Below are 13240 nucleotides of genomic sequence, written 5' to 3' on the forward strand. Positions count from 1 at the left end.
CTGGTCTCCTCTTCTATGGTCATCAAGGTCGATTTTGATCTGACTATGTCAATACTGGCCAACAATCTGTACCGATTACTTGCTTTGCAACTGGAGCGATACGAACATCTTTCTGTTCAGAGCCTCTATGATAAGTTTGTTCTCAATGGTGCTGATGTCATTATCCAGGAAGATGCAATCACAGTACAGCTGAAGAAGAAAAGAAATCTCCCCCTGATACTGGAGGTAATGCAAACGTTTTCCCGCCAGAAATACCCCTGGCTTGATGGTAAGAATGTTATTTTTGAAGGAGCAACATACTCGTAAATAAAAATACGGGCGATTGTTTACCGTGAAAATCTATGATAATTCATAAATTTAGCATTAAAGTATTTTCTGATCAGGCCGCTTATGTGAGTGATGAAGTTATTTATAAAAAATATGGTTTGTATTCGTTGCCAAATGGTAGTGAAAACCGAGCTTGAAAAACTTGGTATACCTTATATTGATGTTAAAATTGGAGAGGTAAATACGAAAGAGGTAATTCTCAGGGATAAACTGGATCAATTGGACCTGGCAATGAGAGAAACGGGATTAGTGTTAATAGAGGATAAAAAAAGTATCCTGGTAGAGAAGATTAAAGTTACAGTCATCGAACTTGTGCATTATACAGAGGACCAGATCAAGACAAATCTTTCAGATTACCTGAGCGAGAAGCTCAATTACGATTATACCTATCTGGCCAACTTGTTTTCGGAAGTTAAGGGAATCACCATCGAAAAATTCTATCTGACTCATAAAATTGAAAAAGTCAAGGAACTCATCGTCTATGAAGAACTTAATCTCTCCGAAATAGCGTACAAACTTCACTACAGCAGTGTTTCACACCTTTCGAACCAATTCAAGAAATTTACAGGACTTACTCCTTCACACTTTAAAAATCTAAAAAACAAGAACCGGAACACCCTGGAAGATGTGTGAATAATGTAAGGAATATCTTTAATAATATAACAATCAGCTGCCTGGGTTGGGATACCTTTACCTGCATATAAACCAAGCAAATGAAATTTCTTGGAATAGAAAAATCACAGGCTCACATTCTGGTTGAATTAATTGAATATGTCCCTCATTCGGTTGTATCCAGAATCATTTCTCAAAAAATAACCGGAAGTATTACTGCTATAGCTATTGATTCGGGTGAAGCAATGGAGGAGAAGATCTCCCCATTCGACACGTATATTCAAATCATTGAAGGCGAATCAGAAATTGTTATTGACAATTGTTTAACGATCCTGGTAAGCGGTCAGGCCATCCTGGTACCCGCACATGCTACTAATTTGATCAGGGCCAATAATCCTTCAAAAATGGTAATAACTGTAATTAAAAGCGGCTATGAAGGGATAACTATCTAGCAATCCATGATTCGAAAATGTAAAAATTCTGAATATGTCTAAAGAAAAAGAAAGCAGGAAAAACAGCAAAAAACCAGCTGTAAAAAACCTGAAAGAGAAGAGAGCGGCAAAAGCTGCCAAACGCACAGAAAAAAACAGCGAAAGTAAATTTAAAATTTAAAGAAAAAACCAGCTGCATAATGAAATATGCTTTTATTGGCACATACCCACCCAGGGAATGTGGTATTGGTACATTTACCAATAACCTGCTTGATTCAGTTTTACATTTTAAAAAAGCAGTAAAGGGAAACTACGAAGGGTTTGTGGTGGCAGTGAACGATCATGGCCTGACCTATGATTATCCTCAGGAAGTAAAGTTAATCATCAGGCAGGAGCATCAGGAAGATTACTTAAAAGCTGCAAAGTATATTAATGTAAGTGGTGCAGATATATGTATTCTTCAACATGAATTTGGAATTTATGGAGGGCAAAACGGTGTATACATCCTTCCCTTGCTGCACCGCCTGGAGATCCCTCTGGCAGTAACCCTGCATACCATACTCAAAACCCCTACATACAATGAAAAGGCCGTGATGCAGGAAATTGCAAAAATGGCCCAGAAGATCATTGTGATGAGTCTGAAAGCCATTGAATTTCTCGTTGATATCTATGATGTGCCCCGGGGAAAAATTGCTTTGATAGAGCATGGAGTACCGGATATTAAGTTTAACCCGGCGAAATCAAAGGAAGAATTCAAACTGGGCAGTAAAAAAGTATTGCTCACCTTTGGATTTATTGGCCGGAATAAAGGAATTGAAACAGTCATCAATGCCCTGCCCGATGTGGTTCAGAGGCACCCGGATGTGAAATACATCATTTTGGGGAAAACCCACCCCAATGTATTAAGGCATTCAGGCGAAGAATACCGTATATTTTTGATGCGGCTGGTGAAAAAACTTCAATTGGAAAATCATGTGCTGTTTTTAAATCAATTTATTGATGTACAGGATTTATTCAAGTATCTGTCGGCAACAGATATTTATATCACACCCTATTTAAATGAATCTCAAATCACCAGCGGCACACTTTCCTACGCTGTCGGAGCCGGCGCAGCCGTACTGTCGACCCCATACTGGCATGCCGCAGAACTGCTGGCCGACGGAAGAGGAAGACTGTTCGACTTTGCGGATTCCGGGCAGCTATCTTCCACCATTAATGAACTTCTGGATCATCCGGAAGAGCTGGATAGTCTGAAAAAGACGGCGCTTGAATATGGAAGAAATTTTACCTGGCCGAAAACGGGAGAGGAATATGTTAAGCTTTTTACTGCCATTCTGGAAAAAGAATATTTGCCGGTAGAAAAGAAAGACACAGTACTGGATTTTCTTATCCTTCCTCCCTTTTCACTGGTCCATATCAATCGTTTAACAGACGACACAGGTATCATCCAACATGCAAAATATGGCATCCCGAACCTGAAAGAAGGGTACTGTCTGGATGATAATGCAAGGGCCCTGCTTATGGTCCTGATGGCTTTTCGCCAGATGAAAAACGACAGGGCTCTTGAACTCTCCCCCATCTATCTGAGTTACATCCACTATATGCAGAATCCGGATGGTACCTTCAGGAACTTCATGAGTTTTAACAGAAACTTTCTCGACAAGGTGGGTTCCGAAGATTCCTTTGGAAGGACCATCTGGGCATTGGGGTATCTGCTTGGCAACGCGCCCAATGATGCCTATTTTCAGGCAGGAGGAGGGATCTTCTTTAATGCTGCACCCAATTTCGAGAAGCTAAAATCCATCAGAGGCATAGCCAATGCCATGATTGGCATTTGTTACTACCTCAAAACCAATCCCTCTGATGATTCCATGACCGAAAGGCTAAGAAATATGGCTTTCACATTATTAAAACACTACCGGGAGAATGAATCGCCCGATTGGAATTGGTTTGAAGCCTTGCTGGCATACGATAACGGAATTTTACCGCTTGCGCTTTTGCATGCAGCAGGCATACTGAATGATGAGCGGGTTACCGAGGTGGCTATTGCTTCCATGAATTTCCTGACCACCCATACCTTAAAAGATGATTACCTGTCGATTATCGGAAACGAAAAATGGTATAAGAAAGAAGGCGAACGGTCCGTGTTTGCTCAGCAACCCATCGACGCCATGGCCATGGTGTTGATGTATCATCAGGCTTATCATCTCACCAAAGACAAAGAATACCTAAAAAAGCTCTACACTTCGTTTTTGTGGTTCCTTGGTGAAAACGACCTGAGAATGAGCTTATACGATTTTGAAACAAAGGGGTGTTGCGATGGATTTGAAAGCTATGGAGTGAACAGGAACCAGGGAGCTGAAAGCTCAGTAGCCTATTTAATCTCTCATTTAACGGTTTTGCAGGCCTATGAAGAATTTCACAAGCATGAGTGAACACGCTTATGGTCATCAGCAGATATCCATACAATCCTATCCTCACTAAACATGAAGTTCCTTATCCGGTAGCTACGGTACACAATGCCGCTGTTATCAAGCACCAGGATACTTACATCATGATATTTCGTTCCCACAAATTAAACGGAAGAAGCATATTGGGAAAGGCCGTGAGTGATGATGGTTACCATTTTGAAGTGGACAAAAACCCATTTATGATTCCTGCCCAGCAGGGTATCTTTAAAGAATACGAAGCCTATGGGGTGGAAGATCCACGCATTGTATTCCTGGATGGTCAATACCTGATTACATATAGCGCTTACTCCAGGCATGGCGTTCGCATCGGACTTGCCAAAACAAAAGATTTTAAAACCATTGAAAGGTTTTCATTGATCACCGAATCAGATTACCGGAATGTGGTCATATTCCCGGAAAAATTTGGGGGCCTATATGCCAGACTCGACCGTCCTCATTCGGAGATCTCTCCCTGGTCGATTTGGATATCGTATTCACCTGATTTAAAATACTGGGGGGAGTCAAAAATAATTATGAGACCCGTGCAATACCACTGGGATGAGATGAAGATTGGTCCGGGCGCACCTCCCATCAGAACCCCACGCGGTTGGCTGCATATTTATCATGGTGTTTTCCCAACCATGGATGGATGTGTTTACAGGCTTGGTGCAGCAATTCATGACCTGAATGATCCTTCAGAAATCATCGCTGTGGGTGATGACTGGATCCTGCAACCCAAAGAGGAATATGAAATTACCGGGTATGTACATAATGTGGTGTTTTGTTGTGGTGCAGTTCCTGAGGATGATGGAAGTGTAAAAATATACTGGGGAGGAGCCGACAAAGTAATGTGTGTGGGCACTGCCAACCTGGAAGCCCTGGTAGACCATTGTCTGGACAATCCGCGTCCTCCCATTTAACCGGATCCCCACAAAAAGAAAACTGTCAGGAGGAGTTCCCTTCAGAAGATGGTATAAGAGGGTCCCGATCTCCCTACTCGAACCTGTCTTGTGACACCCCATCCATATTTATTTGTATATGTGAATGATACTAATGTGTGAATGATGTAACTAATACTTAGAAATATGTAATGGCTCCTTTGATGAATAGCGTGACCTTTGTAAGGTGGAATTTTATTCACCACTGTATCGCCAGTTGCGACAAAAAAATCTAAAGTCATGAAAAGAACAGAAAACAAAGTGGTAATCGTAACAGGTGGCGCATTAGGAATCGGACGCGAAACATGTCTTCTATTAGCAAAAGAAGGTGCGAAGGTCGCTGTGACCGACATTCTTGACGATGAAGGCCGGAAACTGACTGAAGAAATTACCCAATCAGGAGGAGTGGCAAAATTCTGGCATCTCGATGTCTCAGACGAAAAGGAAGTTGAAAAAGTGTATAATGAAGTCGTTAAAGAATTTGGGAAAATGGATGCGACTGTAAATAATGCAGGAATTGCAGGTGCCGACAAGCCAACTCATGAATTAAGCGAGAAGGAGTGGGATACTGTCATGAATGTGAACGTTAAAGGAGTTTTTTTCTGTACCAAATATGCCATTCCACATATGAAAAAAGGAGGCAGCGGGAGCATCGTAAACCTTTCTTCAATATATGGCTTAATTGGCGCTGGAGATATTCCACCTTATCATGCATCTAAAGGTGCAGTAAGATTGATGTCAAAAAATGATGCCCTAATATATGCAAAGGATAATATAAGAGTGAACTCTGTACATCCGGGTTTTATTTGGACTCCCCTGGTAGAAGAATTGGGTAAAAATGACAGCAGTTTCCGAAAAAAACTTGATAGTCTGCATCCCATAGGACATGTTGGCGAAGCAAAAGATATTGCCTACGGAATTCTTTATCTGGTATCCGACGAATCAAAGTTTGTTACCGGAAGTGAACTGGTTATTGATGGCGGGTACACCTGCAAATAATCTTCGTCTAAAAAAACAAATGATCAACTAAAAAAATATGATTATGAAAAATTCAATTTTATTCGTGGCAAGCATCCTGTTTCTTTCTGCAACCATGTTTTCCGCTTGCCAATCATCGGCCACAAAAGTAGATAATGCAAAAGAAAGGGTACAAGAAGCTGAAAAAGAGTTGACAGATTCAAAAACTGATTTGTATCAAACCAGACTGGATTCTATCAGTGACTATCAGCAATTCAAAAAGTACGCTGAGCAGAAAATCATCGACCAGGAGAAATCTATTGCTGAATTTAAAGCAAGAATAGAAAAAGAGAAAAAGGAAAACAAAGCTGATTATGAAAAAAAGCTGATTGAACTGGAGAATAAAAACAGCGATTTAAAAAAGAAACTGGCGGAATTTACAGATGACAGCCAGGATCAATGGATGTCTTTCAAAACTGAATTTAACCATGATATGGATGATTTGGGCAAAGCATTAAAAGATCTGACCGTAGAAAACACCAAATAATTTCTGATGAACCAGCAAATCCAAACCTGAACAATCAAAATACTTGATGCACCGTGAAAATAGCCATTCTTTCATCGATAGCCTGGAGGACACCTCCCCGGAAATATGGACCCTGGGAACAGGTATCCTCAAACATCGCCGAAGGATTGGTTGAACTGGGCATCGATGTAACACTATTTGCATCAAGCGATTCCATGACAAATGGCAAGCTGGAATCCGTAATTGAGCTGCCCTATGCGGAGCACCCCGAGCATGACCCCAAGGTAGCCGAGTGCCTTCACATCAGTCATTTAATGGAACGGGCAGATCAGTTTGATATAATACATAACAATTTCGATTTTCTTCCCCTGAGTTATTCCCGGCTGATCAAAACCCCGATAGTAACAACGATTCATGGTTTTTCTTCTCCAAAAATTATTCCGGTATACAAGAAATACAATAACACCAGTTACTATGTATCCATCAGTAATTCGGATCGCAGCCCGGAACTCAGTTATACGGCCACTGTTTACAATGGCATTGACGCCAGGGAGTTTAGTTTCAATTGCGAATCAGGCAACTACTTGCTATTTTTTGGCAGGATCCATCCCGAAAAAGGAGTTGCTGAAGCCATTGAAATTGCAAAGAAATCAAATAGAAAACTGCTCATTTCCGGTCTGATTCAGGATCAGGAATACTATACTCATAAGGTGGACCCCCACATTGATAATCAGGAAATAATTTATCTGGGCAATTCAGGGCCCGAAGAACGAAACAGGCTCCTGGGTGGCGCCTTTGCCCTATTACATCCCATAAGTTTTGAAGAACCGTTTGGCCTTAGCGTGGTTGAAGCGATGTTCTGCGGAACACCTGTAATTGCCTTTAAAAGGGGGGCCATGCCTGAATTGATCCTTGAAGGTAAAACCGGTTTTCTGGTGAATAATGTTGATGAGGCAGTGGAGGCAGTAAACAGTATTGAGTTTATCAATCGCAGAGATTGCATGGAGTGGGCAAAGGCAACCTTCAGCCGTGAAAAAATGGTGAAAGGCTATCTGGAAGTATATCAAAAAATACTTCGTTAGAATCATAATATCCTGAAGCACTTTGCTCAGTCATTAGTCTGTTGAACCTAAGCTAAATTATAACAAAATGAAAGCAACAAAATTAAATGCGATTACAAAAAATATCCTTTGGGGTATTGTGACTATGCTGATGATATTTTCATTCACATCATGTGCTGTAAATGTTCCATTCTCAACAACATCTGTCGCTCCGGCAGCTGAAGGTCAGGTAAAAGTAAAAAGAGACAATAACCTGAATTATTTAATTAAAATAAAAGTGTCCAATTTAGTGGAGGTCGAAAGACTGAAACCAGCCAAACAAACCTATGTGGTTTGGATGGTTACAGACCAGGAATACATAAAAAATATTGGGCAATTAAATAGTTCTAAAGCCTTCATGTCAAAAAAACTGATCGCATCTTTTGAGACAGTATCGTCCACCAAGCCCATCGAAATATTCATTACAGCTGAGAATGATGGAAGTACCGGATATCCCAGTGATGAGGTTGTATTAAAAACAAACCGGTTTTAAAATAAATCAAAAGAGATGAAGATTCTCGTCATTGGATTTCTGACATTTATTGCATGGTCATCCATTGCAACTTATACCTATGTATGCAAGATACAAGGATTGTGTGATGAACCGGAGATTATCGAATTCATGGCGGTGACCCAGGAGGGTATCATCGCCGATGAAGCAATACCTGAGCCTTCCGAGCAGGAAAATGCAACAATTCCGAAAAACCTGGTCATATACTTTGCATTTGATAAATCTGATTTCATTCCTGATTCACAGACAGGCAATTATATTCTAAAGTCGAAAGCATATCTGGATCAAAACTTACAAGCCAGACTCCGGATAACAGGCCACACTGATGCAGTTGGATCTGATGCCTATAACCAGGCGCTGGGGCATCGGCGTGCACAAAGTGTTTTGCACTATTTTGAAAGTGAGGGCATGACTGCAAGGAATAGCCAAATTGAATCAAAGGGCGAGAAAGAGCCTGCAGACGATAACGATACAGCTGCCGGAAGAGCAAATAACAGAAGAACCGTTGTAACCATAATAAAATAAAATCATGAACACTTTAATCTTTCTTTTAGCGCAAACAAAAGGTATGGCCATCATTGAAATTCTCGCTTTATTGCTGGTTGCTGCCATTATCGCTTATATCACTTCATGGCTTTACCATAAGTCAATCTTTGCTAAGGCCATCAAGGCCAATGAATCCGAAAGGGATGAATTGAAAAAGCAAATCGCTAATCTTACTGCAGAAAAAAATATTTTGTTTAAGGAGCTTCATGAGCTTAAAGCCATTCCATCACAGACTGTTACTGAAGATGAGGCCCTGGTTCATATTGCTCAGAGTAAACAACAGCTTGATTATAAAAGTTTTGGAACAGCCGATGAGACAGATAAAGATGACCTGAGAATGATCAGCGGCATTGGTCCATTTATTGAGGAAAGACTTCACGCCCTTGATATATATACTTTTAGACAGATCAGTAAATTCTCAGCCCGGGATATCGCTATGATCAGTGACACGATTCTGTACTTCTCAGGCAGGATTGAAAGAGACGAATGGGTTGCACAGGCCGGAGAACTGGTGCGTAGTGAAAAACAGAGAATGGAGTTCCTGAAGCGGATAAAGGCCAGAAAGAATCGTATCTACTATGATAGAATAGGAATCGCCAAAAAAGAAGAAACGGATGACTTAACCATCATCAGCGGCATTGGTGGATGGATCAGGGAAAAACTCCATGCACTGGATATCTATACCTTCCGTCAGATTGCTAATTTTAATGAAGAGGATGTTCATATCCTTACTGAGGCCATTGAATACTTCCCCGGCAGGATTGACAGAGATGAATGGATACTTCAGGCCAAGGAGCTTGTTCGAATCGCAGGCAATAAGTCTGAACTTCTCCAGCGAATCAGGGAAAGAAAGGACAGGATATATTTCGACAGGGTCGGGATTGCCAAAAAATTCGAGGCGAACAATTTAACCCTGATTTATGGAATTGGCCTATGGATTGAAGAAAGGCTCAACATGCTGGAGATATATACTTTTGATCAGATCAGTAAGCTCTCGCCCGAAGATGTGACTACCATCTCTGAGATCCTGGAGATTGACCCGGGTCGAATCGAGAGGGACAAGTGGGTCAGCCAGGCACAAAAACTTGCAAAAATTAAACAGCAAAAGATACTTGCCTAGGTAGTAATCTTTTTGCTAATCAGGTGGATTTACCACCATCCCCGGCGACTGTTTAATAAATCCAGAATGATCAGGATTACACCGATGATAATGAGCGCATGAAGGACCGGTGCCGATAAATGAAGCGCAAAAACCCCTAACAGCCAAAGAACTATTAGAATGAGTCCAATGATCAATAATAATCTAGCCATAACTTCAAATTTTAAATATGAATACTCTTTTTGTTTGTCACTGATTCTGCCCTCGGGCTTGTTTTAGCTTCAAAACTGTCAGGTTTAAAACCGTAAGTTTCGCTGATGATGCTGTATTTTCTCCGCCATATCCGTTTTGAAAGTACTTGATAGATTCCGGCAGTTTCAATAGGTCTTGGCAAATACTTCTTATTGCCGTCCTCGTAAGCAAAAGCCCAGAGCTCGCCTGCTGATATTTTTCCCGAATACCACAGCTTAATAACTGCTTTACCTGTTTCTTCATGCCTGATGTGTCTGGTGTATACTCCATGGGGGTGATGGGAAATGATCAGGTCCTTCATCCAGGTCCCCCATGATCCCCTCCAATCTGAGCACCCCTAAGGCCCGGAAAAATCTCGATGAATGGTCCTCATCACTTCCCCCGCAAAGACAGGCGATAAGACACTGCCAGGAAGGATGGCTCAGCACAGTTCCGCCGGCCCATAAAGTATCATCGTCAGGGTGCGCGACGACGAGGAGTACTTTTTTTGAGTTTGGATTTTTCGGTAACAATGGTACAGAGTTTTTTCACTTCCGTTCTTCAACACCCGGATATATATTCGGATTTTTAAAAGACTTTTCGTCCTTGATTAACCGAACATTAAAGCAAGTAATGCTATTACCAGAAGAATGTGACATCATAAAGGTAATCCTCCCGGTCTGTGAATGTATTACACAATTCAGGATAAGAATTACATCATTCACAGGTTTTCCAGGAAAACTCTCTGATCAAGCTCATTGAGTGACAAATGCATGAATGACTGTCAGGAGTCTTTGAGCTCTTTCAATAGCTCTTTTAAATGGATGGTCGCATAGGTAGAAGCAAAATCGGACATGGCATAGGGGATAATCAGATGCTCGTTATGAATCATTGATCCGCAGGAATATACCACATTTGGAACATACCCCTCTCTTTCTTTTGCATTGGGCATCAAAAGAGGGTTCTTCAATCTCCCGATCTCTTTTTCGGGATGGTGAATATCGAATAAGGAGGCCCCCAGTACATATTCCCGCATTGGGCCAACTCCATGGGTGATGACCAGCCAGCCATCCTCTGTTTCAATGGGTGAGCCTCCATTCCCTATTTGAACGAATTCCCAGGGGAATTTGGGTTGCTGCAATAATCTTGCCTCACGCCAGATGTTCAAATTATCCGAAAAAGCAATATAATTGTTATAACCATCCAGACGACAAAGCATGACATATTTACCCTTAATCTTCCGGGGGAATAATGCCATTCCTTTGTTAATTGAAATCTCCCCGTGCAAAGGGGAAACCTTAAAATGGTAAAAATCGCTTGTTTCAAGCAACTTTGGCAAGATGGTGCTACCGTCATAGGCTGTGTACGTGGCATAATATTTACATTCGCCGTTGTCGTCAATGAACTTCACAAAACGGGCATCTTCAATACCATTCCTTTCATTTACAGATACCGGGAATATGACTCTTTCGGATATATTGGTATCCAAGGAAAACTCAAGCTCATAATGTGATGAGGCCAACCAGATAATCTGACTAAATAATATCTCCTTATCGGAGGCGAGGTGAAGCGTTTTCCTGGTTTTTTGTATACAGTCGTACAGCTCTCTGTAAGTAAACTCTTCATTTAACTTATCCAGGATCAGGGCAGGTGGAATTATTCCACCTGTGCCCAGCATTTCATCCAGTTTATGAGCAAAGGACTCTTTCTGATAAACGTGGCGTCGTGTATGTTCTGCCTCTTCCAGCATTTTACCGGTGGGTTCCAGGCTCAGGTTGCAATCCTTATCCAACACTCCGGTCCTGAATACAATGGAGGATATATGCCCCTCTCCTGTGGCCCTGAAACTCAATATGATCCTCATCTGACCCGGACCGGTCTCTTTCTGGTCCGGATGTTCCATGATGGAGGGATTAAAGAAAGCTGCAGATTCTATAGAATATTCCATGGTAAAATAGGAACCAATAAGTATCCTTTTGGAATAGTCAATTGAATTTGGATCCATGTTCATCCCCAAAATCAGATGGGCAATCTTATTAAAATGCTTTTCAAATATTTTGGAAATGTTCCTGTGACGCATGGAATAATCCCTCAGAGTTTGCTTTAATGTAAGCAAAGCATCCTCTTCAGACATTCCCATAACAGAACGAATAATCTCTGAAGCCCTGTGGTTTTCTGTAAACAGAAAACGAGCAATGATTCTGCTTGGATCGGGGTAAAATATGGTCTCTTTTCTGTTTACGATAACCTGCATTTCTGAAAGCTTTATTTGTCAAAGGTAATTCCAAAAGTCAAATATGATGATTTACAAGGCATTATTTACTACGAGATATTCAGATACTTAAACAAGTAGCCTCCTACACTGAAAAAATGCTTTATTGCATAAGGAATAGCAGTTTTCTGAATGAGTGGTTTTAAATTGCAATGTAACTTAACTCAACCCATGATTTTTGTCTATCGAGATTCCTGCATTGATCACTTTGAGAGAATGTTCAGGCAAAGGATGCGGTATTAAAAGACGCTTTAAAAAACATATGTTTGATAGAACTGTGAATATATTTGTCACGTTTTTACCGGTTAATACGTGACATTTTATATATTTATATTGAAAATGATAAACAATGAAAGTTTCTGATTTAGTTGCAAATAAGATCAATAGGTTTAAAAACGGGTATGTTTTCACCTATGATAAATTTAACGTGCCTGTAAATAAGGTAGATGCATTAAAAAAAGCACTGAGCAGGCTGGTGGCAGCAGGTAAAATTGTGAGATTATCCAAGGGACAATTCTATAAACCTGAGAAAACAGAATTTGGAATACTACAGCCACCGGAATACCAAATCGTGAAAGACCTGCTTGAGGAAAAGAACAAAATCGTCGGATACATAACCGGTGTTAGTATTTTCAATAAGCTTGGCTTAACAACACAAGTATCTAACACAATACAGGTAGGGACCAACATTGAACGAAAGCCGAGAAAAAGGGGTAAATACAATATTCGTTTCCTCCGTCAAAAGAACACCATCACAAAAGAAAATACTTATATGCTTCAGGTATTGGATGCTGTAAGGTTTATCAAACGAATACCGGATACAGATGTAAATGAATCCTGCAGAAGAATCATTTCCATTTTCAAGGATTTTTCGCAGGAAGAAAGAATTGCTATTGCGAAATACGCACTAAAATATAATCCTGGATCCAAGGCTCTGACAGGTGCAATTCTCGACCATATATCAAAGGACAGCATCACTGATCAGTTATATAAATCAATAAATCCAGTAACAGATTTCGATCTTAAAATAAGTATTGATGCTTTACCAACAAAGCAGAAATGGAGGATCTTATGAACCTGCATGATAACAGTGGCGTATTCGAAGATGCCATAAGGGCAGCCAGCGATCACCTTGATATGAGAAGCATCTTTGTGGAAAAGGATTATTGGGTCACCTTCCTTCTTTCCAGATTATCAAAATCTGCACATTCACACGAAGTTGTTTTTTAAGGCGGGACAT

16 protein-coding genes are annotated in these 13240 nt (G+C 40.7%); 14 read left to right on the forward strand and 2 right to left on the reverse strand.

Features of this window, described 5'->3' with window-relative positions; all coding sequences use genetic code 11:
• The 12 genes from P1P86_04555 to P1P86_04610 all read left to right on the forward strand — a co-directional run.
• On the forward strand, nt 1–306 hold a 306-nt coding region (locus tag P1P86_04555), incomplete at its 5' end, for a hypothetical protein (GenBank protein ID MDF1574447.1).
• 135 nt (nt 307–441) lie between these two features.
• Nucleotides 442–960 carry an AraC family transcriptional regulator gene (locus tag P1P86_04560; protein MDF1574448.1) on the forward strand — a complete coding sequence of 173 codons (519 nt, stop codon included), beginning with the start codon at nt 442–444 and terminating at the stop codon, nt 958–960.
• Nucleotides 961–1040: 80 nt separating this feature from the next.
• On the forward strand, nt 1041–1391 hold the full coding sequence (locus P1P86_04565; GenBank protein MDF1574449.1) for a hypothetical protein: 351 nt from the start codon (nt 1041–1043) through the stop codon (nt 1389–1391).
• 34 nt (nt 1392–1425) lie between these two features.
• Nucleotides 1426–1551: a hypothetical protein gene (locus tag P1P86_04570; protein MDF1574450.1), complete on the forward strand. Its 126-nt coding sequence runs from the start codon at nt 1426–1428 to the stop codon at nt 1549–1551.
• Between the two features lie 19 nt (nt 1552–1570).
• Nucleotides 1571–3805, forward strand: coding sequence for a glycosyltransferase family 4 protein (locus P1P86_04575; protein ID MDF1574451.1), 2235 nt, complete (start codon nt 1571–1573; stop codon nt 3803–3805).
• 8 nt (nt 3806–3813) lie between these two features.
• A complete protein-coding gene (locus tag P1P86_04580; GenBank protein ID MDF1574452.1) occupies nt 3814–4740 on the forward strand; it encodes a glycoside hydrolase family 130 protein in 927 nt (308 codons plus the stop codon).
• Between the two features lie 258 nt (nt 4741–4998).
• The gene (locus tag P1P86_04585; GenBank protein ID MDF1574453.1) at nt 4999–5757 is read left to right on the forward strand and encodes a glucose 1-dehydrogenase; all 759 of its coding nucleotides are present in this window, start codon (nt 4999–5001) and stop codon (nt 5755–5757) included.
• Between the two features lie 43 nt (nt 5758–5800).
• Nucleotides 5801–6262 (forward strand): hypothetical protein, encoded by a 462-nt coding sequence (locus tag P1P86_04590; protein ID MDF1574454.1) that lies wholly within the window; start codon nt 5801–5803, stop codon nt 6260–6262.
• A gap of 53 nt (nt 6263–6315) precedes the next feature.
• Nucleotides 6316–7323: a glycosyltransferase family 4 protein gene (locus tag P1P86_04595; protein ID MDF1574455.1), complete on the forward strand. Its 1008-nt coding sequence runs from the start codon at nt 6316–6318 to the stop codon at nt 7321–7323.
• 67 nt (nt 7324–7390) lie between these two features.
• Entirely contained in the window at nt 7391–7834 is a 444-nt protein-coding gene (locus P1P86_04600; protein MDF1574456.1) for a hypothetical protein, read from the forward strand.
• A 15-nt stretch (nt 7835–7849) separates the two neighbouring features.
• Nucleotides 7850–8377 carry an OmpA family protein gene (locus P1P86_04605; protein MDF1574457.1) on the forward strand — a complete coding sequence of 176 codons (528 nt, stop codon included), beginning with the start codon at nt 7850–7852 and terminating at the stop codon, nt 8375–8377.
• Nucleotides 8378–8381: 4 nt separating this feature from the next.
• Complete coding sequence (locus P1P86_04610; protein ID MDF1574458.1) at nt 8382–9518, forward strand: hypothetical protein; 1137 nt, start codon at nt 8382–8384, stop codon at nt 9516–9518.
• A gap of 202 nt (nt 9519–9720) precedes the next feature.
• Here P1P86_04610 and P1P86_04615 read toward each other — a convergent pair whose 3' ends face one another.
• Both P1P86_04615 and P1P86_04620 read right to left on the reverse strand, forming a co-directional pair.
• Entirely contained in the window at nt 9721–10050 is a 330-nt protein-coding gene (locus tag P1P86_04615) for a hypothetical protein (GenBank protein ID MDF1574459.1), read from the reverse strand.
• Between the two features lie 462 nt (nt 10051–10512).
• Nucleotides 10513–11982, reverse strand: coding sequence for a glycoside hydrolase family 130 protein (locus P1P86_04620; GenBank protein MDF1574460.1), 1470 nt, complete (start codon nt 11980–11982; stop codon nt 10513–10515).
• Nucleotides 11983–12349: 367 nt separating this feature from the next.
• On the opposite strand from P1P86_04620, the gene P1P86_04625 reads away from it, so the two are divergent.
• Nucleotides 12350–13075: a DUF6088 family protein gene (locus P1P86_04625; GenBank protein ID MDF1574461.1), complete on the forward strand. Its 726-nt coding sequence runs from the start codon at nt 12350–12352 to the stop codon at nt 13073–13075.
• Nucleotides 13072–13230 (forward strand): hypothetical protein, encoded by a 159-nt coding sequence (locus P1P86_04630; GenBank protein ID MDF1574462.1) that lies wholly within the window; start codon nt 13072–13074, stop codon nt 13228–13230. The genes P1P86_04625 and P1P86_04630 overlap by 4 nt, the downstream gene beginning before the upstream one ends.
• Nucleotides 13231–13240: the final 10 nt, after the last annotated feature.

This window comes from Bacteroidales bacterium, assembly GCA_029210725.1.
Lineage (GTDB): Bacteria > Bacteroidota > Bacteroidia > Bacteroidales.